General features: G+C 67.7%; 21 protein-coding genes. 12 read left to right on the forward strand and 9 right to left on the reverse strand.

Annotated elements, in window-relative coordinates:
- The first annotated feature begins 275 nt into the window (after positions 1 to 275).
- Complete coding sequence (rtcR, locus tag KU887_RS29080) at positions 276 to 1892, forward strand: RNA repair transcriptional activator RtcR (protein ID WP_060267754.1); 1617 nt, start codon at positions 276 to 278, stop codon at positions 1890 to 1892.
- 86 nt (positions 1893 to 1978) lie between these two features.
- Positions 1979 to 2518 carry an SUKH-3 domain-containing protein gene (locus KU887_RS29085; protein ID WP_006490472.1) on the forward strand — a complete coding sequence of 180 codons (540 nt, stop codon included), beginning with the start codon at positions 1979 to 1981 and terminating at the stop codon, positions 2516 to 2518.
- A 12-nt stretch (positions 2519 to 2530) separates the two neighbouring features.
- On the opposite strand, the gene KU887_RS29090 is transcribed toward KU887_RS29085, so the two are convergent.
- Positions 2531 to 3127, reverse strand: coding sequence for a nuclear transport factor 2 family protein (locus KU887_RS29090; protein ID WP_080322305.1), 597 nt, complete (start codon positions 3125 to 3127; stop codon positions 2531 to 2533).
- A gap of 128 nt (positions 3128 to 3255) precedes the next feature.
- Here KU887_RS29090 and KU887_RS29095 point away from each other — a divergent pair, with 128 nt between their 5' ends.
- The gene (locus KU887_RS29095) at positions 3256 to 3798 is read left to right on the forward strand and encodes a MarR family winged helix-turn-helix transcriptional regulator (RefSeq protein WP_006490479.1); all 543 of its coding nucleotides are present in this window, start codon (positions 3256 to 3258) and stop codon (positions 3796 to 3798) included.
- A gap of 19 nt (positions 3799 to 3817) precedes the next feature.
- Here the strand turns inward: KU887_RS29095 and KU887_RS29100 are convergent, their stop codons facing one another.
- Positions 3818 to 5029 carry an IscS subfamily cysteine desulfurase gene (locus KU887_RS29100; protein ID WP_258256546.1) on the reverse strand — a complete coding sequence of 404 codons (1212 nt, stop codon included), beginning with the start codon at positions 5027 to 5029 and terminating at the stop codon, positions 3818 to 3820.
- 254 nt (positions 5030 to 5283) lie between these two features.
- On the opposite strand from KU887_RS29100, the gene KU887_RS29105 reads away from it, so the two are divergent.
- The 4 genes from KU887_RS29105 to KU887_RS29120 all read left to right on the forward strand — a co-directional run bounded on the left by KU887_RS29105 (position 5284) and on the right by KU887_RS29120 (position 8539).
- Positions 5284 to 5832, forward strand: a complete 549-nt coding sequence (locus KU887_RS29105) for a flavin reductase family protein (RefSeq protein WP_006496073.1) — start codon at positions 5284 to 5286, stop codon at positions 5830 to 5832.
- Positions 5833 to 5868: 36 nt separating this feature from the next.
- Positions 5869 to 7347, forward strand: a complete 1479-nt coding sequence (locus KU887_RS29110) for a 4-hydroxyphenylacetate 3-hydroxylase family protein (RefSeq protein ID WP_062910020.1) — start codon at positions 5869 to 5871, stop codon at positions 7345 to 7347.
- A gap of 50 nt (positions 7348 to 7397) precedes the next feature.
- Positions 7398 to 7784, forward strand: coding sequence for a hypothetical protein (locus KU887_RS29115; RefSeq protein ID WP_006490483.1), 387 nt, complete (start codon positions 7398 to 7400; stop codon positions 7782 to 7784).
- Positions 7785 to 7849: 65 nt separating this feature from the next.
- Positions 7850 to 8539, forward strand: a complete 690-nt coding sequence (locus KU887_RS29120; RefSeq protein ID WP_006490484.1) for a DUF2848 domain-containing protein — start codon at positions 7850 to 7852, stop codon at positions 8537 to 8539.
- Positions 8540 to 8563: 24 nt separating this feature from the next.
- On the opposite strand, the gene KU887_RS29125 is transcribed toward KU887_RS29120, so the two are convergent.
- On the reverse strand, positions 8564 to 9316 hold the full coding sequence (locus KU887_RS29125) for a bifunctional 2-polyprenyl-6-hydroxyphenol methylase/3-demethylubiquinol 3-O-methyltransferase UbiG (protein ID WP_059722502.1): 753 nt from the start codon (positions 9314 to 9316) through the stop codon (positions 8564 to 8566).
- 13 nt (positions 9317 to 9329) lie between these two features.
- The gene (locus KU887_RS29130) at positions 9330 to 9956 is read right to left on the reverse strand and encodes a LysE family translocator (RefSeq protein WP_006490488.1); all 627 of its coding nucleotides are present in this window, start codon (positions 9954 to 9956) and stop codon (positions 9330 to 9332) included.
- A 164-nt stretch (positions 9957 to 10120) separates the two neighbouring features.
- Between KU887_RS29130 and KU887_RS29135 the strand changes: the two genes are divergently transcribed.
- The 3 genes from KU887_RS29135 (at position 10121) to KU887_RS29145 (ending at position 12563) form a co-directional block, all read left to right on the forward strand.
- Complete coding sequence (locus KU887_RS29135) at positions 10121 to 10921, forward strand: helix-turn-helix domain-containing protein (RefSeq protein WP_006490459.1); 801 nt, start codon at positions 10121 to 10123, stop codon at positions 10919 to 10921.
- A gap of 120 nt (positions 10922 to 11041) precedes the next feature.
- Positions 11042 to 11461 carry an ATP--cob(I)alamin adenosyltransferase gene (locus tag KU887_RS29140; protein WP_006490454.1) on the forward strand — a complete coding sequence of 140 codons (420 nt, stop codon included), beginning with the start codon at positions 11042 to 11044 and terminating at the stop codon, positions 11459 to 11461.
- Between the two features lie 100 nt (positions 11462 to 11561).
- Entirely contained in the window at positions 11562 to 12563 is a 1002-nt protein-coding gene (locus tag KU887_RS29145; protein ID WP_258256548.1) for a LysR family transcriptional regulator, read from the forward strand.
- A gap of 201 nt (positions 12564 to 12764) precedes the next feature.
- Here KU887_RS29145 and KU887_RS29150 read toward each other — a convergent pair whose 3' ends face one another.
- Positions 12765 to 13685, reverse strand: a complete 921-nt coding sequence (locus KU887_RS29150; RefSeq protein ID WP_006490478.1) for a LysR substrate-binding domain-containing protein — start codon at positions 13683 to 13685, stop codon at positions 12765 to 12767.
- Positions 13686 to 13793: 108 nt separating this feature from the next.
- Here KU887_RS29150 and KU887_RS29155 point away from each other — a divergent pair, with 108 nt between their 5' ends.
- A complete protein-coding gene (locus KU887_RS29155; protein WP_058902809.1) occupies positions 13794 to 14876 on the forward strand; it encodes a tartrate dehydrogenase in 1083 nt (360 codons plus the stop codon).
- A gap of 176 nt (positions 14877 to 15052) precedes the next feature.
- Positions 15053 to 16363 (forward strand): MFS transporter, encoded by a 1311-nt coding sequence (locus KU887_RS29160; RefSeq protein WP_077020905.1) that lies wholly within the window; start codon positions 15053 to 15055, stop codon positions 16361 to 16363.
- Positions 16364 to 16512: 149 nt separating this feature from the next.
- On the opposite strand, the gene KU887_RS29165 is transcribed toward KU887_RS29160, so the two are convergent.
- The 4 genes from KU887_RS29165 to KU887_RS29180 all read right to left on the reverse strand — a co-directional run bounded on the left by KU887_RS29165 (position 16513) and on the right by KU887_RS29180 (position 21650).
- The gene (locus tag KU887_RS29165; protein WP_006487487.1) at positions 16513 to 17010 is read right to left on the reverse strand and encodes a hypothetical protein; all 498 of its coding nucleotides are present in this window, start codon (positions 17008 to 17010) and stop codon (positions 16513 to 16515) included.
- 217 nt (positions 17011 to 17227) lie between these two features.
- Positions 17228 to 18565, reverse strand: coding sequence for an argininosuccinate synthase (gene argG / locus KU887_RS29170; RefSeq protein ID WP_006496064.1), 1338 nt, complete (start codon positions 18563 to 18565; stop codon positions 17228 to 17230).
- A gap of 319 nt (positions 18566 to 18884) precedes the next feature.
- The gene (locus KU887_RS29175; protein ID WP_012493157.1) at positions 18885 to 19955 is read right to left on the reverse strand and encodes an FUSC family protein; all 1071 of its coding nucleotides are present in this window, start codon (positions 19953 to 19955) and stop codon (positions 18885 to 18887) included.
- A 162-nt stretch (positions 19956 to 20117) separates the two neighbouring features.
- On the reverse strand, positions 20118 to 21650 hold the full coding sequence (locus KU887_RS29180) for a sensor domain-containing diguanylate cyclase (protein WP_258256555.1): 1533 nt from the start codon (positions 21648 to 21650) through the stop codon (positions 20118 to 20120).
- Between the last annotated feature and the right edge of the window lie 407 nt (positions 21651 to 22057).

Raw genomic sequence — 22057 nt, forward strand, 5'->3', positions numbered from 1 at the left:
GTCCATGGCGGCATGCGCTACCGCGACGAACGAGGTTCGGCGGCGGCGCACCAGCAGGGCTTGTCGAACCCTGGCTCGTGGGCCAGCGGGACATCCGGCGTCTTTTATTTAGCGAGGAGCGTGCCAGGGGGCGGCCGGTGCTTCTTGAAATCTCGCAACTCATTGAAGTCAAAAGAGAATTGTCTGTTTTTCAGTGTCCGGCATCGACGCTGTCGGCACCTCGCGGTCATGAATATCCGATACAATCGGATCGCTTCTTATCCCATGAGATAAACATGCGCAAAACCGTCGCGATCGGTTTTCTCGGCACGGTGCTCGACCAAGGCGGCCGCGCGCCGCGCCGTTACCGCAAATGGCGGCCGACGATTTCGCTGTGCGAGCAGCCCGACCTGCCGATCGACCGGCTCGAACTGCTGCATTCGCTGGACTACACGCGTCTCGCCAACCAGGTGCGGGACGATCTCGCGCGCGTGTCGCCGCACACCGATGTGCGGCTCACGCCGGTCACGCTCCACGATCCGTGGGATTTCGAGGAGGTCTATGCGACGCTGCACGATTACGCACGCGCGTATCCGTTCGACCTCGAACACGAGGATTACCTGATCCACATCACGACCGGCACGCACGTCGCGCAGATCTGCTGGTTCCTGCTCGCGGAAGCGCGCTACCTGCCCGCGCGCCTCGTGCAGACGGGGCCGCCGCAGCGAACCGACGAAGGGCCGAGCGGGCCGGGCACGATCTCGGTGATCGATCTCGACCTGTCGCGCTACAACCGGATCGCGCAGCGCTTCACGCGCGAGCGCGACGAAACGGTGTCGTTCCTGAAGGCCGGCATCGCGACGCGCAACGCGCGCTTCAATGCGCTGATCGAGCAACTCGAGCGCGTGGCGGTGCGTTCGCGCGCACCGATGCTGCTGGTCGGGCCGACGGGGGCCGGCAAGTCGTTTCTCGCGAAGCGCGTGTACGAGCTGAAGCGCGGCCGGCATCGGCTCGCGGGGCCGTTCATCGAGATCAACTGCGCGACGCTGCGCGGCGACGCGGCGATGTCGACGCTGTTCGGTCACGTGAAGGGCGCGTTCACAGGGGCGCAGTCGGCGCGCGCGGGGCTGCTGCGCGCGGCGGACGGCGGGCTGCTGTTTCTCGACGAGATCGGCGAACTCGGGCTCGACGAACAGGCGATGCTGCTGAAGGCGATCGAGGAGAAGCGCTTCCTGCCGGTCGGCGCGGACGTCGAGGCGACCAGCGATTTCGAACTGATCGCGGGCACGCACCGCGATCTGCGGCAGATGGTGGCGGCCGGCACGTTCCGCGAGGACCTCTATGCGCGGATCAACCTCTGGACCTATGAATTGCCGGGGTTGGCCGAGCGCCGCGAGGACATCGAGCCGAACCTCGAATTCGAGCTCGACCGGTTCGGTCGCGAGCAGGGCGAGCAGGTGCGGTTCAACGTCGAGGCGAAGCGGCGCTATCTCGCGTTCGCGGCCTCGCCGCGCGCGACGTGGGCCGGCAACTTCCGCGAGCTGTCGGCGTCGGTCACCCGGATGGCGACGCTGGCCGATGCGGGGCGCATTACCGAGGCGCTCGCCGAGCAGGAAGTCGAGCGGCTGACGCGCACGTGGTCGCCGCCGGGGGGCACGGGGGCATCCGATGCGTGCGTCGACGCGGTGTTTGGTGCGCGCGCGGCGGAACTCGACCTGTTCGACCGTGCGCAGCTCGAACGCGTGCTCGACGTGTGCCGCACGTCGGTGAGCCTGTCGGAAGCCGGGCGCACGCTGTTCGCGGTGTCGCGGCAGAGCAAGAAGCAGCCGAACGACGCGGACCGCCTGCGCAAGTATCTCGCGCGGTTCGGGCTCGATTGGGACGGTGTGCGGCGCGCGCTCGACGGTGTGTGAGGGCGAGCGCGGCGGCGCATGCTGTCCACGCTGCGGAGAGTGTTCGCGCGTGTCGTATCGTATGCGGTAACTTCAGGAGCATTTTCGTGATCGAGATTCCGTTGACGGTCAGGCCGCTGTTTGTCGCGGCCGGGTGGCGCGGCCCTGCCGACGGCCGTCTATCGGCCCGCGACGGCGAACATCCGGGCGATACGATCCTGCGCGAATTCGGCACGTTGATCGTGGGGGCGGAGCCGGCCCGGCGCAGCGGGGAGACCTGCGCGCCGATGGGCATCGCGTTTCGCGCACTGGAGCGTCAGGATGAACAGATTGCCGCGTGGGAGCGGGCGCTCGACACGACGATGATCGGAATCGCCGAGGACGATCTCGGCTACGTCGAGTTTTATGTCGATGCGCAGGGCCGCGTATTCACGACGAATTGCGTGATGGACGGCGTCTATCTGGCGGGATTCACGTTCGGCGACGCGATCGAACGCGCGCTGCTCGGGCGGGTCGCGATTCCGCTGTTGCTCGACGAGCAGGCGTCGATCGCCTATTACGGCGCGCATCTGACGGGCGACGACCCGCGCGTCATGACCGCCGCGCAGTTGCTGGCCGGCAATGAGGGATCGCGCGCGGCGCCGTGATGCAGCGGGGCGTCAGTCGATGGCCGACGCGGCCGCCTGCTCGAACGGCGCCAGGAATGCCCAATCCGGATGCGCCGCCGCGACGTCCGCGAGCCCGCGCGCGAACGCGTGCGCCGGCAGCCACGGATACCCGAACGCCGCCTGCAGCCGCGCGAGTTTCAACGACTGCGGATCGTCGATCGTATCCATCCGCGCGATATGAATGTGCAGCGCGGCAACCCGCGCAACGTCGTCGTTTGCGCCGTCGACGGCGAACTGCCAGCGGTACGTGCCATGTCCGATCCGCAGTGCGCCGTTGTCCTTCTGTCGCATCACGACGAGCCACGGCATGCGGCTGACGCCGTGCCCGTCGACGGGCGGCTGCGCGCAGACGTAGTAGGTCCGGCACTGCTCGAACCGCTCGCCGAATGCCTCGACCAGCGTATGCGCAATGGCCGTCACACCGGTCACGCGCGGCGGAAAATCGATGTCGTCGCTGGCGAGCGAAAAGCTCAGCCCGGCATGGGCCGCGAAGCAGTCGGCGATCAGCTCGGCCTGGTTCAGGTCCTTCGCGCGCAGATAGCATTCGAGCAGCGCGCGAACCGTGGCGGGATGAAGCGGGAAGGGCATGCGCGAACCTCCTGATAAGGGAAATCGGGCCGCATGCGGGCGGCCGGGCTGGCCGAGGCCGCAGGTGCCTTTGCCGTATAATTTCGTTTCAAAGCTAAATTCGCATGACCGCACGGAGCGTCGACGTCATGGCCAAGCAGCAAGAGGAGTCCGTTCTGACCATTACCAACCCGGCCTGCCTGATCGACGGCACGGACACGGAATTCCGCCACCTGATCAACGGGCTGCTGCCGTTCGCGGCGCGCCTGCTGTCGGTGCGCGACGGTTTCGGCTCGTTGATCGGCCTCACCGGCATCCAGTATTCATTGCTCGTGTCGGTCGCCCATCTGTCGCACGACGACGTCGTGACCGTCAACCGCCTCGCCGATCATCTGCACCTGAGCGGCGCGTTCGTCACGATCGAGACCGGCAAGCTGAAGAAACTCGGCCTGATCGACAAACGCGCGGACCCCGACGACAAGCGCAAGATGCGGCTCACGGTCACGCCGGCCGGCTCGAAGCTGCTGAAAGCGCTCGCCGATACGCAGCAACGCATCAACAACGTGCTGTTCGAAGGCGTGACGAAAACCGAGTTCAAGGCGCTTTGCTCGGTGATCGACCGCCTCGTCACCAACGGCGATCGTGCGACGCTCGATCTCGCGCACATGATCGCGCGCCAGGAAAAAGGCTGACGCGCGCCGGCCGCCGCGCTCAGTGCGCGGCCCACTCGATCGTATCCAGGTCGACCCCTTCGAGATGCATGTCCCACAGCGGGCTCAATTCACGCAGCCTGCCGACCGTGTCGCGCACCTGCGCGATCACGTTGTCGACCTCGGCTTCGGTCGTGAAGCGGCCGAGCGTGAAGCGGATCGAGCTGTGCGCGAGCTCGTCGCTGCGGCCGAGCGCGCGCAGCACATACGACGGCTCCAGCGACGCCGACGTGCACGCGGAGCCTGACGACACCGCGACGCCCTTGATCCCCATGATCAGCGATTCGCCTTCGACGAAATTGAAGCTGACGTTCAGGTTGTGCGGAATCCGGCGCGCGAGGTCGCCGTTCACGTAAACCTCGTCGAGCGTCGACAGGCCGGCCAGCAGCCGGTCGCGCAACGCGCCGACGCGGCGGCTTTCGTCCGCCATTTCTTCCTTCGCCAGCCGGAACGCTTCGCCCATCCCGACGATCTGGTGGGTCGGCAGCGTGCCGGAGCGCATCCCGCGTTCGTGGCCGCCGCCGTGCATCTGCGCTTCGAGGCGCACGCGCGGCTTGCGGCGCACGTACAGCGCGCCGATCCCCTTCGGGCCGTACACCTTGTGCGCGGTCACCGTCAGCAGGTCGACGTTCAGCGCATTCACGTCCACCGGAATCTTGCCGGCCGCCTGCACCGCATCGCAATGAAACACGATGCCGCGCGCGCGGCACAGCGCACCGATGTCGGCCGCCGGCTGGATCACGCCCGTTTCGTTGTTCGCGAGCATCACCGACACCAGGATCGTGTCGGCGCGCAGCGCCTGCTGCAACGCATCGAGGTCGAGCAGGCCGTCTTCGCGCACGTCGAGGTACGTGACGTCGAAACCCTGGCGTTCGAGTTCACGACACGTATCGAGCACGGCCTTGTGCTCGGTCTTCACCGTCACGAGATGCTTGCCCTTGCCTTGATAGAAGTGCGCGGCGCCCTTGATCGCGAGGTTGTTGCCTTCGGTCGCGCCGGACGTCCACACGATTTCGCGCGGATCGGCGCCGAGCAGCGCGGCGACGTGCGCGCGCGCTTCCTCGACGGCGTGCTCGGCATCCCAGCCGTAGGCGTGGCTGCGTGAGGCGGGGTTGCCGAACTGCTCGTGCAGGAACGGCACCATCTTGGCGACCACGCGCGGATCGACCGGCGTCGTCGCGCTGTAGTCCATGTAGATCGGACGGGATTGCATCGAAAGAGGCTCCGGAAGGCGGCGTCCCGCATGGGTCGCGAGCGCCGGGGAATACGGTTGCCGCAGTGTACGTGGACATTCGTGCGCGCCGTGCAACATCCATCCCGCGAGTAGGGTTGTCTTTCAAACAAAGCTTTCAAGATCAGGGTTTACGACATCTTGAACCGGGCTTTGTGTTTACATTTAATAAAAGCTAAATAACAAAGCTAATTAACGGTGCTTTGTTGATGCGGATTCCTCGGCGGAATCCGGCAATGCAACCCATGGAGGACGAGATGAGCGAGAACCATGCCGGAACCGGCGCGGATGCCGACGAGCAGCGGCGCTTCCGGGCCGCACTGTCGATGTTCGCGACGGGCGTCGCGGTGATTACCGCCCCGCGCAAGGAGGGGATGCCGATCGGTATCACGGTCGCGTCGTTCAATTCGGTGTCGCTGGACCCGCCGCTGATCCTGTTTTCGGTCGACCGTCGCAGCCTGAGCCTCGGCGAGCTGGCCGGCGCGGATGGCTACGCGGTCAACGTGCTCGACGAGACGCAGCAGCACCTGTCGAACTGCTTCGCGAAAGCGAACGGCGACAAGTGGGGCTGGCGCGGCGGCGCGGCCGGCGACGGTGGCGGCGTGCTGCTACCCGATGCACTCGCGACGTTCGAATGCGAACCGTATGCGCAATACGACGGCGGCGACCACGTGATCTTCGTCGGCCGCGTGATGCGGCACCGCGCGCGCCCGGACGGGCGTCCGCTGATCTTCTTCGGCGGACGCTACCGCGCGCTCGACGGCGCGTACGCGTCGGCCATGTGAACGCAACCCACGATTCATTCCACCCAGGAGGGCATCATGATCAAGAACGGCACTCAGCACATCGCGTCGCTGCGCGACGGGCGGCAGGTCTACCTGAACGGCCAGCCGGTCGGCGACGTGACCGCGCACGCGGCATTCCGCAATTCGATCCGCAGCTACGCGAGCCTGTACGACTATCAGGCGGAGAACGAAAACGTCGAGAAGATGACGTTCGTGTCGCCCGACTCCGGCAATCGCGTCAGCCGGATCTGGCAACTGCCGACGTCCTATGACGAACTCGTCGAGCGCCGTGCCGCGCTGGAAGCGTGGTCGGAGCTGCATTACGGCTTCATGGGCCGCTCGCCCGACCACGTCGCGTCGTGCCTCTCCGGCATGTACATGGGCGCCGACGTGTTTGAGCAATACGACCCGGCGCGCGCCGGCGCGCTGCGCGACTACTACCGTTATGCACGCGACAACGACCTGTTCCTGACCTATGTGATCGTGAATCCGCAGGCGAACCAGTCGAAGGCCGCGCACGAGCAGGAGGACAAGTACCTCGCGGTCGGCATCGTCGATCAGGATGCCGAAGGCATCACGGTGCGCGGCGCGAAGATGCTCGCGACCAGCGGGATCATGGCGAACGAGGTGTTCTGCAGCTGCATCCAGCCGCTGCGCGAAGGCGACGAGATGTATGCGCTGTCGTTCGCGGTGCCGATGAACGCGAAGGGCATGAAGATCATGTCGCGCAAGTCGTACGAGGAGCATGCGACGTCGGTGTTCGACAACCCGCTGTCGAGCCGCTTCGACGAGAACGACGCGGTGCTGTATTTCGACGACGTGAAGGTGCCGTGGGAGCGGATCTTCGTCGCCGGCAATACCGCGATGTGCGCGAAGCAGTTCCACGCGACACCCGCGCACGTGTACCAGAACTATCAATGCCAGGTGCGCCTGATGACGAAGCTGCGCTTTCTCGTCGGGCTCGGCCTGAAGATCTCCGAGGTCAACGGCACGAACGCGTTCCCGCAGGTGCGCGAGACGCTGGGCCAGCTCGCGGCCGAAGCATCGATGGTCGAGGCGTGGGTCTACGGAATGGAAGCGAAGGGCACGGTCGTCAACGGCTTCTACGTGCCCGACCGCAACATGCTGTACGGCTCGCAGGTCGTCACGCAGCAACTCTATTCGAAGGTACTCAACACGCTGCGCGAGCTCGCCGGCGGCGGAATGATCATGCTGCCGTCCAGCGTGCGCGATTTCGAGAACCCCGACCTGCTGCGCATCATCGAGAAGACGCAGAAGTCGCCGGTGTGCTCGTCCGAGGATCGCGTGAAGTTCTTCAAGCTCGCGTGGGACGCGGTCGGTTCCGAATTCGCGTCGCGCCACAACCAGTACGAACTGTTCTATGCCGGCGCGTCGTTCGTCACGAAGGGCCATGCGTATCGCACGTACGACTGGCAGCGCGCGTCGCATCTGGTCGATTCGATGCTCGGAAGCTATTCGCTGAACCAGAAACGGTCGACGCCGCGCGCCGCCTGACCGCCCGCATCGAAACCCGCTTCACCCGCTATCGCAACCAGGAGAGACAGATGGCCATCAACAAGCTTCACGACGAATTCCACACGCTGGACATGCAGCGCGACTGGCGGCTGCCGGAGGGCTATGACCCGGCGTCCGGCGCGCAGGAGCTGATCCTCTCCGGCGCGCTCGACACCGAGCGCAAGCGCGGCAGCCGCACGCGCCTGCTGCGCCTGCCGGCGGGGCTGCATACGCAGAAGCCGTTCGTGCACGACTACTGGGAAGAGGTGTTTCTGGTCGAAGGCGATTTGACCGTCGGCAACGACGAGCACGGCAACGGCGGCACGCCGTTCGAGGGCTACACGTATGCGGTGCGCCCGCCCGGCGCATGGCACGGCCCGTTCAAGTCGAACGGCGGCTGCGTGCTGCTGGAGATCCACTATTACGATCCGGCGTGAGCCCGGTCGATCAATGACAGACAGCGGGCCCGCTGCATCGCGCGGCCCGCGACGAGGAGCATTCGATGAAAACCATCACGTTCGCGATCGACGGTCGCGACGGCCGCACCGAGCGCGCGATCGCGATCGACACGCTCGTGATCGCGGGCTGGACCGGCCGCGATACGGTCGCCATGGAAAAGCATATCCGCGAACTGGAAGCACTCGGCGTCAAGCGACCGGCGACGACGCCGGTGTTCTACCGCGTTGCCGCCGATCGCCTCGATCCGTCGCCGGCGATCCAGGTCGCGGGCGGGCAGAGCAGCGGCGAAGCGGAATTCGTGCTGGTGCGCGACGGCGGCGAGACCTTCGTCGGCATCGCGTCCGATCACACCGATCGCGAGGTCGAGACGTACGGCATCACCGTGTCGAAGCAGATGTGCGGCAAGCCGTGCGCGAACACGCTGTGGAAGCTCGACGACGTGGCCGGTCACTGGGATCGACTGGTGTTGCGCGCGTACGCGACGATCGACGGCGAGCGCGTGCTGTATCAGGAGGGCAACGTGACCGCGATGCGCGCGCCGGACGATCTGCTCGCGCAATTCGCGCGTCATGGCGGCCGCTTCGAGGACGGCACCGCGATGCTGTGCGGCACGCTCGCGGCGATCGGCGGCATCCGGCCGGCCGAGCGGTTCGAGGTCGAGCTGGAAGACCCGGTGCTGGGCCGCACGATCCGGCATGCGTACGCGGTGGACACGCTGCCCGTGGCGGGCTGACGCCGCAGCAGAACGCGCGCGCGCTCACGCGCGGCAGATCGCGATGATCTCCGCGCTGGTCGCTTCGTCGAACGGAGCGGGGTCCCAGTCGCCGCACCAGTCGGCCGCCGGGAATCCGGCTGCGATCACGCGCGCCTGCAGTTCAGGTTGCGCGATGAAACGCAGCCGGCTCGTATTCGTCAGCAGCGTGTCGTCGCGGCGGAAGCGGTAGTGCGTGTCGAACGTCACGATCGCGCCGTCGATCGCCCGCACCGCGTGATGGAGATCGACGATGCCGAATTCGTGCGACTCGATGCGGCGCGCCGACTGCGCGGGCGTCCATGCTCGCCACGGTTCGGTGCGCGGGTTGCGGGTGTCGAACAGGAAGCGGCCGCCGTCGGCGAGCACGCGTCGCACGCCGCGCAGCGTCGCGTCGATGTCGTCGTCGGTCAGCAGGCACTGGAACGCGTGACCGGTCATCACGACCGCATCGAACGGCGTGCCCGGCGGCAGGCCGTCGAGCGCGCACGCGAACCAGCGTACGGCGTCGGCGCCCGGCTGGCGTCGCGCGTAATCGAGCATCGCCGGCGCGGGATCGATCGCGACGACGTCGTGCCCGGCCGCCGCGAGCCGTCGCGCGAACGTGCCGGTGCCGCAGCCGAGATCGAGGACGCGTCGCCGGGTGGCGCCGATCGCGCCGGCGTAGAACGCGAAGTCCCGATCGCCGGCGTTGAACAGGTCGTACACCGCGACGAGCCGCGGGTCGGTATAGAGCAGGTCCGCGCCGGCGGGCGTCATACGCTCATGCGCATCAGCGCTGCTGCACGGCCACGCGCAGCCCGAGCGCGATGAAGATCGAGCCGATGATCTTGCCCTGCCAGCGCGTGAGCCACGTGAGCCGCTTCACGATGCGGCCGAGCGGGCGGATCGAGCACGCGATCAGCGTCGTGTAGAGCGAGCTGAGCACGACGAAGATCAGCCCGAGCACCGCGAACTGCACGAACGTCGAGCCGCGTTCCGGATGCACGAACTGCGGCATGAACGCGAGAAAGAACAGCGCGGTTTTCGGATTCAGCACTTCGGCGGGAATCGCCTGCAGGTACGCCTTGAGCGGCGTGACGGGCGACACCTGCGGCAGCGACGGATCGGACGGTTTCTCCAGCAGCGCGCGCACGCCGAGATAGATCAGGTACGCGGCGCCGACCAGCTTCACGACGTTGAACGCGAGCGCCGACGTCATCAGCAGCGCGGACAGCCCGACGGCCGCGAACAGCGTATGCACGAAGTCGCCGCTCGCGACGCCCAGGCCGGTCAGGATGCCGGTCTTGCGGCCGCCCTGCACGGTGCGGCTCAGCACGAGCAGCACGGCGGGGCCGGGGATCAGGAACAGGCCCAGAACGACGGCCGTGAAGGTGGTCAGCGTGGTCAGGTCGAACATGGCGGCTCCGGCAGGTTCGCGCAGCGGCGGGGGATCGGCGCATTGTATTCGGTTCGGCGCGCGGGTGCAGGCGCCCTCGAACGGCACGGCTGCGGCCGCGCCTTTCTGGTATAAGCACGACAGGACGCGCCGGCGTCCGGCCTTTTTTCACGACCCGTCGTTCCATGCGCGACCTTCCACCGACCACCGATCCCGCCGCGGACGCCGACGTCTATCACGTGCCGCGTCCGCTCGTCGTGTTCGGCGGCTCGGTCGTCGAGCCCGAATGGCGGCTGGAGCGGCACAGCCATCGCCAGGCGCAGCTGCTCTACACGCTGACCGGCGTCGTCTATTGCGAGATCGACGGCGGCGTGTGGACCGCGCCGCCGCAATGCACGGTCTGGATTCCCGGCGATGTCCCGCACGCGGCGCGCGGCTCGGCCGGCGCGACCTTCTACGCGGTGCTGGTCGAACCCGACGCGGCGCTCGACCTGCCCACGCGCTGTTGCACGCTGGGCGTGTCGCCGCTGCTGCGCGAACTGCTGCTGAAGGCGGCCAGCTTCCCGAATCTGTACGACGTCGACGGGCCGCAAGGGCGGCTGGTGGCGACGCTGCTCGACGAACTCGTCGCGGCGCCGGTCGAGGACCTGTACCTTCCGATGCCGGCCGACCGCCGGCTGCGCAAGCTGATCGACCATCTGCTCGACGACCCGGCCGACAAGTCGCCGCTGCCCGAGCTCGCGCGGCGTGCGGGCATCAGCGAGCGCAGCCTGACGCGGCTCGCGACGAGGGAGCTCGGCATGAGCCTGGGCGACTGGCGCCGGCGGCTGCACGTCGCGCTGTCGCTGCGGATGCTGACGACCGGCCGCCGCGTGCACCAGATCGCGATCGATCTCGGCTACGAAAGCGCGAGCAGCTTCGTCACGATGTTCCGCAAGGCGACCGGCAAGCCGCCGACGCAATTCCTGACCGACCGGCAACGCTGAACCGCCGGGCTGCGCGCCCGTGCACGGTTGGCCGGATTGAAAAAGCAGTTGGCCGGGATGAGAAATGACGCATCAGGTCTCGATCCATAAAATGAGAATCGTTCTCATCTGGAGGCCAACATGCAAATCGTCACGACTGAATTCCCGTTTGTCTGGCTGCGTTACAGCGGCTCGACCCACACCGATCCCGCCCGCCTGCTTGCCGAACTCGACGCGCTGCTGGCGCGCCGCGAACGCTTCGTTCTTCTGACCGACGACGCGCCGTCCGGCGACGATCGCGCCGACAACGATCACGAGATGCGCAAGCAGCTCGCGAAGTGGAGCAAGGCCAACCGCGCGCTGTCGCGCGAATGGATTCCCGGGATGATCGCGATCGAGCCCAATGCGGCGCGGCGCGTGGCGCTCAATGCCTTTTCGGGTGCCTTCGAGAAGGTCTGGGGGTATCCGCTGAACGCGGCGGCGAGCCGCGACGACGCGCTGGCGCTCGCGCAACGGCTGCTCGCCGAACCGGCGCCCGGCGTCGCGGCGGCGAACGCCTGACCCGACGGCCGCGCCGGCGCGCGGCTTGCGTCGACATCGACACGCACGCACGGTGCGCGAACGCGCGCCGCGGCAGAGTGCAACCATGCAGAGGTGTCCGGTGGACAATCCGATCCGCGCGATGCGCATCTTCACGCGCATCGTCGAAATGAACAGTTTTACGCGCGCGGCGCAGGCGCTCGGCATTTCGCGCGCCACCGCCACGCGCACCGTGCAGGAGCTCGAAGCGGCGCTCGGCATGCCGCTGCTGGTGCGCACGACGCGCGCGCTGCGGCCGACGCCCGAAGGCGACGCGTATTACCGGCGCTGCGTCAGCATCACGGCGGACGTCGACGAGCTCGAAGCGAGCATCCGCGGCGCCGCGCTGCATCCGAGCGGGCCGCTGCGCGTCGAATTGCCGGCGTCGGTGGCGGGCGCGATCGTGTTGCCGGCGCTCGGCGAATTTCATACCCGGCATCCCGATCTGGAGCTGAGGCTCGCCGTGGCCGGGCGCGCGGGCGACCGCATCGGCGACGCGATCGATTGCAGCGTCCGGCTCGGTGCGCTGCCCGATTCGTCGCTCGTCGCGCGCCGGCTCGGCGCGCTCGAGCGCGTGACCTGCGCGAGCCCCGCGTATCTCGACCGCTTCGGCGTGCCGCGCACACCCGACGATCTGGGCGCGCATCGTGCGATTTGCGGATCGCACGTGTTCGGCCAGCGTCCGGCGGAGCTCGAGTTCATGGTGGACGACGCGGTGCGCAAGGTGCGGCTCGACGGCATCGTCAGCGTGGACGACGAGCAGGCGTATCTCGCCTGCGGCGTGCACGGCCTTGGACTGATCCAGCCGACGCGCGTCGCCGCGCAGCCGCTGATCGAGGCGGGACGGCTGCGGGAGGTGCTGCCGTGTTGGCAACCCGATGCGCTCGCCGTGTCGGTCGTCTACGTGAAGCGCCCGCATGTGTCGCCCGGCGTGCGCGCGTTCGTCGACTGGATCGCGGAGCGTTTCGTGCAGGCCGGGAAGGAACACACAGGGCTGGCGGCGGCGGGGGCGGTAGGGTGGCGGCCGGCGCAGGATGCCGCCGCTCCCTGCGACCGCTACAGCGGACTGGTCGCGGCAGCCTGACGGCGGGATGCCGACGGCAAGTCCTCAAATGGTTGCGAGGCGTAACGCGCGGGCCATCCGGTACGTATCGGATGATGTCGATAGTTGGGCGACGCAGCACGAAACTCGCCGGAATATGGCCCACGTAGGCTAGGTGAACATCCGTGCAGCGATACGCCGCGACCCGAAACCGTACGCTGCCACGGGTAGGGAACCGCCGCCCTAGATCGCCGTCAGCCGTCCCAATTCTTCCGCCAGAAAATCGACGAACGCGCGAATCCGCGCGGACATCTGGTGCCGCTGCGCATACACCGCATAGATGTCGGCGCTCGGCGTTTCATGATCCGGCAGCACGACGACCAGCCGCCCGTCGGCGAGATAGTCGCGCAGATCCCATTCCGCGCGCATCAGGATGCCGTGCCCGTCGAGTGCCCACTTCACCGCGATCTCGCCGTCGTTCGTCGTCAGGTTGCCGTTGATCCGCACGGCTTCCGTGTGGCGGGCCGCGCCGCGTCCGCTCGTCAGGCGCCACACGCCGTAACCTTCGTCGCCTTGCCGGATGCCGATGCAGTTGTGCCGCGTCAGGTCGTGCGGCGTGCCGGGCGTCCCGTGGCGCGCGAGATACGCGGGGGCCGCGCACAGCAGCCGGCGGTTCGGCGCGAGCCGCCGCGCGACGACGCGCGTGTCGGGCGGTTCGCCGAAGCGGATGCACACGTCGAACGCGTCGTCGGTGAGCGGTGGCGGCATCACCGACAGCTGCAACTGCACCGACACCTCCGGATAGCGCGCGACGAAGCGCGAGATCGCCGGGCCGACGTGGCTGCGCCCGAACCCGAGCGTCGCATTCACGCGCAGCAGGCCTTTCGGTCGCTGTTTCGCGCTGCCGAGCAGCTCGCCGAGTTCGTCCATCTGGTCGAGGATCCGGCGTGCGTATTCGAGGTACACGTCGCCTTCGGGCGTCAGCATCATTCGCCGCGTCGTGCGATTGACGAGCGTCACGCCCGCGCGCCGCTCCATCTGCGTGAGCCGCTTGCTGACGGCCGCCGCGGTCAGCCCGAGTTCGCGCGCGGCCGCGCTCAGGCTGCCCGACGCGGCCAGCGTCGAGAAGAAGCCGAGATCGGCCGGCTGGACGGTATCCGCCATGACGGGATTCGTGAATTGAAGTTAAAGATGCTTTGAGTATAGCCCCGGTTTCTACACTCCCGGTTCGGTAAAGTGCGTTCACGCTCACGATCAATCGAGGATGTCCGCATGAAGACCTACCGTATCGCAACGATTCCCGGCGACGGCATCGGCAAGGAAGTGGTGCCGGCTGGCAAGCAGGTGCTGGAGGCGCTGGCCCGCGGCAGCGACCGCTTCGCGTTCGAGTTCGAGGATTTCGACTGGGGCGCCGATTACTACCGCCGGCATGGCGCGATGATGCCGGCCGACGGTCTCGACGCGCTGCGCGGCAAGGACGCGATCCTGTTCGGCTCCGCGGGCGACCCGGACGTGCCCGATCACGTGACGCTGTGGGGGCTGCGCCTGAAGATCTGCCAGGGCTTCGACCAGTACGCGAACGTGCGTCCGACGCGCATCCTGCCGGGCATCGACGCGCCGCTGAAGCGCTGCGGGCCGGACGACCTGAACTGGGTGATCGTGCGCGAGAACTCGGAAGGCGAATACGCGGGCGTCGGCGGCCGCGTGCACCAGGGCCATCCGATCGAGGCCGCGACCGATGTGTCGATCCTCACGCGCGCCGGCGTCGAACGCATCATGCGTTTCGCATTCCGGCTCGCGCAGTCGCGCCCACGCAAGCTGCTGACCGTCATCACGAAGAGCAATGCGCAGCGGCATGCGATGGTGATGTGGGACGAGATCGCGAAGCAGATCGCACCGGAGTTTCCCGACGTGACGTGGGACAAGGAACTCGTCGATGCGGCAACCGCGCGCATGGTCAACCGCCCGGCGTCGCTCGACACGATCGTCGCGACCAACCTGCACGCGGACATCCTCAGCGATCTTGCCGCCGCGCTCGCGGGCAGCCTCGGCATCGCGCCGACCGGCAACATCGATCCCGAGCGCCGCTATCCGTCGATGTTCGAGCCAATCCACGGCTCCGCATTCGACATCATGGGCAAGGGGCTCGCGAATCCGGTCGGCACGTTCTGGTCGGTCGTGATGCTGCTCGAGCATCTCGGCGAGACGGAAGCGGCCGCGCGTGTGATGCACGCGATCGAGGCCGTGACGGCCGACCCGTCGCTGCATACGCGCGACCTCGGCGGCCGCGCGACGACCGCGCAGGTGACGGCGGCCGTCTGCGAGCGCGTCGCGAACGCGGCGGTGGCGGCCTGACGGCGGCGCGGCGCGGCCGGCACGCGCATGTGCGCATGCCAGCCGCGCGCCGCCCGTTCGCTTCACTCGGCATTTTTTCTGCCCGCGACTCGCGCATCCGACGCGAGCCGGGCGCCGGCCGGCGCTCGCGGTCCACCGACCGACGGCGCACGGCCCGACCTCGAAGGAGGAGACACATGCAAGCGGATCTGGAAACCCGCGTCGCGCGGAAACTGATGTGGCGCATCATTCCGTTCGTGATGCTGCTTTACTTCGTCAGCTTTCTCGATCGCGTCAACGTCGGCTTTGCCGCGATGACGATGAACCGGGCGATCGGCCTGTCGCCGACCGCGTTCGGGTTCGGCGGCGGCCTGTTCTTCATCGGCTACTTCCTGTTCGAAGTGCCGTCCAACCTGATTCTCCACCGCGTCGGCGCGCGCATCTGGATCGCGCGCGTGATGATCACGTGGGGCATCGTGTCGGCCGTGTCCGCGTTCGCGGCCGGGCCGACCAGCTTCTACGTGCTGCGTTTCCTGCTCGGCATGGCCGAAGCCGGTTTCTTCCCCGGCATCATCCTGTACCTGAGCCTGTGGTTCCCCGCGAAGCAGCGCGCGGTGGCCGCCGCGTGGTTCATGGCGGCCGCGCCGATCTCGACCGCGATCGGCTCGCCGCTGTCGGGCGCGATCATGCAGATGCCGCCGATGTTCGGCCTCGCCGACTGGCAGATGCTGTACATCGTCGAAGCGCTGCCGGCGGTCGTGCTCGGCTTCGTCGTGCTGAAGCGCCTGACCGATGCGCCGTCGCAGGCCGCGTGGCTGCGCGCCGACGAGCGCGACTGGCTGATCGCGAAGCTGAAAGCGGAAGCGGACGCGCGCCACACGCACGTCGGGCACACGGCCGGTGCGTGGCAGGCCCTGCGCGATCCGCGGGTGCTCGCGCTCGCGCTGATCTACTTCGGCACGTCGGCGGGGCTCTATACGCTCGGGCTGTGGGCGCCGCTGATGGTCAAGCAGTTCGGCTTCACCGCGTTGCAGACGGGCCTGCTGACCGGTATCCCCAGCATTGCCGCCGTGGTCGCGATGATCGTGTGGGCGCGACATTCGGATCGCACCGGCGAGCGCACCTGGCACGTCGTGATTCCATGTGTGCTGGCGTGCATCGGGTTCGTGTTCGCGGCGCAGGCGAATACGGCGCTGCTGACCGTGCTCGCGCTGGTCGTCGTCAACATCGGGATCAGTGCGGCGAAGGCGCCGCTGTGGGCGATGCCCAGTGCGTTCCTGTCGGGGGCCGGCGCGGCCGCGGGGATCGCGATGATCAATTCGATCGGCAATCTCGGCGGATTCGTCGGGCCGTTCGCGATCGGTTGGCTCAAGCATGCGACGGGCGGATATGCGGCGGGGTTGTACGTGGTGGCCGGCACGCTCGCGGTGTCGGCGGTCGTCACGCTGATGCTGAGCCGCAAAGGGGCGCGGGAAGCGGCCGTGCCGGGCGTGCGGCATCACTCGTGAGCGCCGCAATGTGCGCGCGGCAGGGCAGCCCGACGGGCGCGTGACGTATCCGTCCGGCTTCGTGCGCGGTGGCGCGCGATCGGCCGGTGGGAACGTCAGCGTCAGCGCATGTTCGCGTGCGGGCCGGAACGCGCATGCGGACGCAGTCGCTACGAGGCCGTCGCCGCGACCTGCCGCGCGATGCGCGCCGCACACGCGTCGGGCGTCGCCGCGGACGTATCCAGCACCATCTCGCTGAACGGCCGCGCCGCATAGCCCTCGCGATACATCTCCGCGATCCGGTTGCGCTCCCAGTCGGTCAACGCGCGCGCGCCGCGATTCGACGCCGCGACCGCTTCGGGCGGCGCGAGCGTGACGACGAACAGGCGCGCATCACGCGCCTCGCAGGCCGCGCGCAGCCGTTCGAATTCCGCTTCGCCGATCGGATAGGCGATGACCAGATGGCGTTCGCGCGCGTTCGCGATCCGCGTGACGAGACGTTCGAGCGCAATCGCCCACTGCACGTCGAACGGTGCGTCTTCGGGCGCATCGTGATCGTCGCCGTCGATGAAGCGTGCGTCGGGCAGCACGCGTGCGAGCGCGAGGCCGATCGTCGTCTTGCCGCTGTTGATCGGGCCGTTCAGGTGGATGACGGTAAGGGGGGCCATGAGTCGACGCAGAAAATCGGACGACTCGCAGCTTGCCATGACTGGCGCGGCGGCGCAGTGCCGTTGGTGCGTCACGCGGCGGGATGCGAATACGAAGGGAAAGCGGACAGGCGGGGAGCGGGGAAGCGGCAGGCTGCGTGCGCAACGATGCGCCACACGGCAGCCTGCCCGACCGTGCCGCATGCAAGCGATGCGGCACGGCGTCGAACGCAGCGACTTACTTGTCGCCGTCGCCCTTGATCTGCGGCAGCGCCGACGCTTCGCCCGGCGTCAGCAGCCCGACTTGCGAATACACGCGCAGCTTGTCGCGCGTATCGGTGATGTCGAGGTTGCGCATCGTCAGCTGGCCGATCCGGTCGCGCGGCGAGAACGTCGACGCCACCTTCTCCATCGACAGCCGTTCCGGCTGGTACGTGAGGTTCGGCGACTTCGTGCTCAGGATCGAGTAGTCGTTGCCGCGGCGCAGTTCGATCTTCACTTCGCCGGTGATCGCGCGGGCGACCCAGCGTTGCGCGGTCTCGCGCAGCATGATCGCCTGCGGGTCGAACCAGCGGCCCTGGTACAGCAGGCGGCCGAGGCGGCGGCCGTTCTCGCGGTACTGCTCGATCGTGTCCTCGTTGTGGATGCCGGTGACGAGACGCTCGTACGCGATGTACAGCAGCGCGAGGCCCGGAGCTTCGTAGATGCCGCGGCTCTTCGCCTCGATGATCCGGTTCTCGATCTGGTCGCTCATGCCGAGGCCGTGACGGCCGCCGATGCGGTTCGCTTCGAGCAGCAGCTCGACCTGATCCTTGAACTCGACGCCGTTCAGCGCGACCGGCTGGCCGGCTTCGAAGCGCACCGTCACTTCCTCGGCGGCGATCTTCACGTCGTCGCGCCAGAACGCGACACCCATGATCGGGTTCACGATCTTGATGCCGCTTTCGAGGCTTTCCAGATCCTTCGCCTCGTGCGTCGCGCCGAGCAGGTTCGAGTCGGTCGAATACGCCTTCTCGGCCGACATCTTGTACGCGAAGCCGGCCTGGTTCATGAATTCGGACATTTCGGCGCGGCCGCCGAGTTCGTCGATGAACGTCTGGTCGAGCCACGGCTTGTAGATCTTCAGATCCGGGTTCACGAGCAGGCCGTAGCGGTAGAAGCGCTCGATGTCGTTGCCCTTGTACGTGCTGCCGTCGCCCCAGATGTTGACGCCGTCTTCCTTCATCGCGGCGACGAGCATCGTGCCCGTCACGGCGCGGCCGATCGGCGTCGTGTTGAAGTACGTGACGCCGGCGGTCGTGATATGGAACGCGCCGCTTTGCAGCGCCGCGATGCCTTCGGCGACGAGCTGCGCGCGGCAGTCGATCAGGCGGGCGCCGGCTGCGCCGTATTCGATCGCGCGTTTCGGGATCGCGTCGTAATCGTCTTCGTCGGGCTGGCCGAGGTTCGCCGTGTATGCGTACGGGACGGCGCCCTTCAGTTTCATCCAGTGCAGCGCGGCGCTGGTGTCCAGGCCGCCGGAGAAGGCGATACCGACCTTCTGGCCGGTCGGGAGGCTTTCGAGAATCGTGCTCATAGGAATTACCGTGGATTGAAGCCGGTGGGATCGTATTTCGCGGAATATGCGAGTATCGGCTGTCCGGGAAGTTGGGGCAAGGGCTGATTTTGGTGCGGAACCGGCGTCGCGCCTGTCGCGGCGGGCCTGACGGGCGGTTAACCGGGTGGAGAACGCCGTGCGGGGCGGCGTTGCATCGCCGCCGAACACGCGCGCGGACGAACCGGCCGCGGGCCGGATTTCCGGGGCCGGATCGGTGGCCGGCCGTGCCCAGCGTCGCCGGCGCGCCGCGTCGATGTGCCGAAAGGCATATGAAAGAAAGGCGCGTGAAGCGGGCGCCTCAGATATTCCAGGACCGCGCGGTATCGAGCAGCCGCTCGCGCAACTGGTCGACTTCGCCGGCCAGCTTGGCCGTGATCGACACGTAGCCGGACAACGGCGGCGGCGGCGCGTCGTGCGGCGGGTCGGCCGGCCGGCGGCGCGGCGCCAGCCGGCTCGGCGTGCCGAACTTGAGCGCGCGGCTCGCCCCGACCAGCGTGTCGCGGATGCGCCGGTTCACGCCCTTCATCTCGACGCGCATGTATTCGCGGGCCGCCACGTCGTCGCGCGCCGGCAGCGCGCTCGACAGGATCTCCAGATAACCGATGCACAGGCGCAGGCTGCGCTGGATCGCCTCGAGCTGCGCCATCGACGTCTCGCACTCCTTCGACACCGACGGCATCAGCGAGCGCAACTGCACGAGCAGCGCGCTCAGCGCGGCCATTTCCTTCAGGTGCGCGTCGTCGCTCACGTGGCGGTCGCCCGCGAGCCGCGCATGCACGGCCGCGCACGCGCGCAGCGCGTCGGCGAGCTTGTAGCGCCACGAGTAGGTCGCATAGAGCGGCAGCGCGAACGAGAACGCCAGCGCGATCGCGATGCCGACCAGCACGTTCACCGCGCGCCACAGGCCGTCGACGATCTCGTTGTCGCCGTGCCCGGCGACGATCACCATCGTGATCGCCGACAGCAGCGCGATGTAGCCGGCCTTGCCGATCGCGTGATACGCGCAGATACCGCACCCCACGGCCATCAGCAGGTAGATCGCGAACGGCGCGTGCAGGAACGAGTAGAGGAGGATCAGCCCGAGCCCCGCCAGTGCGCCGATCGACGTGCCGAGCGCGCGCTCGGCTGCCTTCTTGCGGATGTTGCCGTGATGTTGCAGCCCGCCGACGACGATCAGCACGGTGATCGTCGACCATTCGCCGTGCGGCACGCGCAGGCCGGTGGACAGCGCGATCGACACGAGAATCGCGAGCGCGACGCGCGCCGCATGGATCAGCTTCGCGTGCCGGTAGCGGCGATACGGGTCGAGCAGCGGGCGGAGCGCGTGGCGCACGAGCGGCGGCAGTCGGGTCGGGAGCGGGGCGGTCATGACGGAGTCGAGGGGGCCGGGACGCGCACGGCGGCCCGCGCGGGCCGGCGCCGCGCCGCCTGCGCAGCTGACGTAACGCTAGCCGAAGGCGCGCGGGCTGTCCACGGCGGCGCCGACGGGCCGGGCGGCCGGCGGCCGCGTCAGGTCACGGCGCACCTCGCGTCACGCGTCGGCCGCGCTCGACAGTGCGTCCAGCACGCGGTTGCGGCCGCCGGACTTCGCGCGGTACAGCGCCTCGTCGGCGCGCCGCAGCAGCGTCGCGGCGTTCATCCGGCCGTCGGCGGCGGTGGCCGTGCCGATGCTGGCCGTGACGCGCCCGTACGGGCTTTTCACGTGTTCGATCCCGAGCTCCGCGATCGCGCGCCGGATGCCTTCGGCGACGGTCGCCGCGCCCGGCGCGTCGGTGTCGGGCAGCGTGACGACGAATTCCTCGCCGCCGTAGCGCGCGACGTGATCGCTGTCGCGGCGCAGGCAGCGCGACAGCGATTGCGCGACCTGGCGCAGCACGTCGTCGCCGGCCGGGTGGCCGTAGTAGTCGTTGAACGCCTTGAAGTGATCGACGTCGACGAACAGCACGGACAACGGGCGGCCGCTGCGCGACGCGCGCTGGGCTTCCTTCGCGAGCACCGCATCGAACGTGCCGCGGTTGTCGAGGCCCGTCAGCGAATCGGTGTGCGCGAGCCGGTACAGCTTCGATTCCGCGTCCTGCCGGCGCTTCAGCTCGCGCGACAGCGCGAGCGAGCCCCACGCGATGAACGCCGTGAACAGGCTCATCAGCACGACGGTCCACACCGCGCGGTGCTGCCACGACGCATAGATGTCGATCTCGGCGGGCGCGACGTCGACGATCAGCGGCAGCCCGGCGAGATGCTTGTAAACATAGACGCGCCGCACGCCGTCGATGGCGCCGACCCCGCTCAGCTCGCCGTCGCGGCTGCGCTGCGCGTCGACGAACAGCGGCGAGTCGTGCAGGTCGAGGCCCACCACCCGCGTGTCGTACGGCAGGCGCGACACGAGCGTGCCGTTGTCCTCGACGATCGCCGCGCTGCCGTGCCGGCCGACCGCGAGGCCGTCGAGCAGCGCGCGGAAGTAGTCGATGCTGAGCGTGCCGACGACGATCCCGGCGAACGTGCCGTCGGGCCGGTTGATCCGGCGGCTCAGCGCGATCGTCAGCGCGCCGCCGCGCAGCCGCGACGCGTACGGCCGGCTGATGTAGAGGCCGGGGACGAGCCGGTCGCGGTGCACGGCGAAATAGTCGCGGTCGGCGAAATTGCCTTGTCGCGCGGGCGATGCGCTCGAATCGATCGCGATATTGCCGTGCGCATCCATCACGAAAATGGAGCCGAGATAGGCGCCGGTGGCCGCGCGGTCGAACAGCAGCCGGTGGCGCTGGCGCGGCGGCAATGTCATCAGTTCCGGATCGGCCACGCCGTCGACGACGTTTTGCAATGACAAATCGTAGAGTTCGATATTGCGCGCGATATCGCGTTCGATCAGCAGCATCAGGTTGCGCGCATTTTCGACCGCATGGTCATACGCGTCGCGGCGCGCCTCGATTAATAGCGACGTGGAAAGTCCCCAACTGAACATCAGCAGGACGATGCCCGCCACGAGTACGCCGCGGGGCGACAGAATGCGTGCCACGACCGACGCGGTATGGCGGCGCAGCGTGGCGGGCAGCGGGAATGACTTCATCCTCGGGGGTGGCGGGCGGCGGCTGGTCGCGTCGTTGCGGTTCCGCGCGCGGATTATTTCGAATTAAGCGTCATTATCCCGCGAATTCCTGAATTTCGCGTGCGCATGCAAAACATGCATGCGGATACGGCGATTCGAAACGGTTACGCATCATTACCGCATGGCGCGCGGGCGATTTGATTTGAATCAATGACCAGTGTCGGGCTTTTTGTCTGATTAATGGTGTATTGATCGGTCGATTTTGCGTATTGCCGCGGTATTTGGCGGATCGGGACAGGATTAGGTCGTGACGGGGAAAAACGAATATCGAATGACCCGTTCGTAATCGGGGTCTTTTGCAACGACGTGCGACCGTGGCCGCGCCGACGCGGCCAACCCGTTGATTCCGCGAAATCTCCGGCGGGGCG

The sequence above is a fragment of the Burkholderia sp. EMB26 genome, from assembly GCF_024730645.1.
GTDB classification, from domain to species: domain Bacteria; phylum Pseudomonadota; class Gammaproteobacteria; order Burkholderiales; family Burkholderiaceae; genus Burkholderia; species Burkholderia cenocepacia.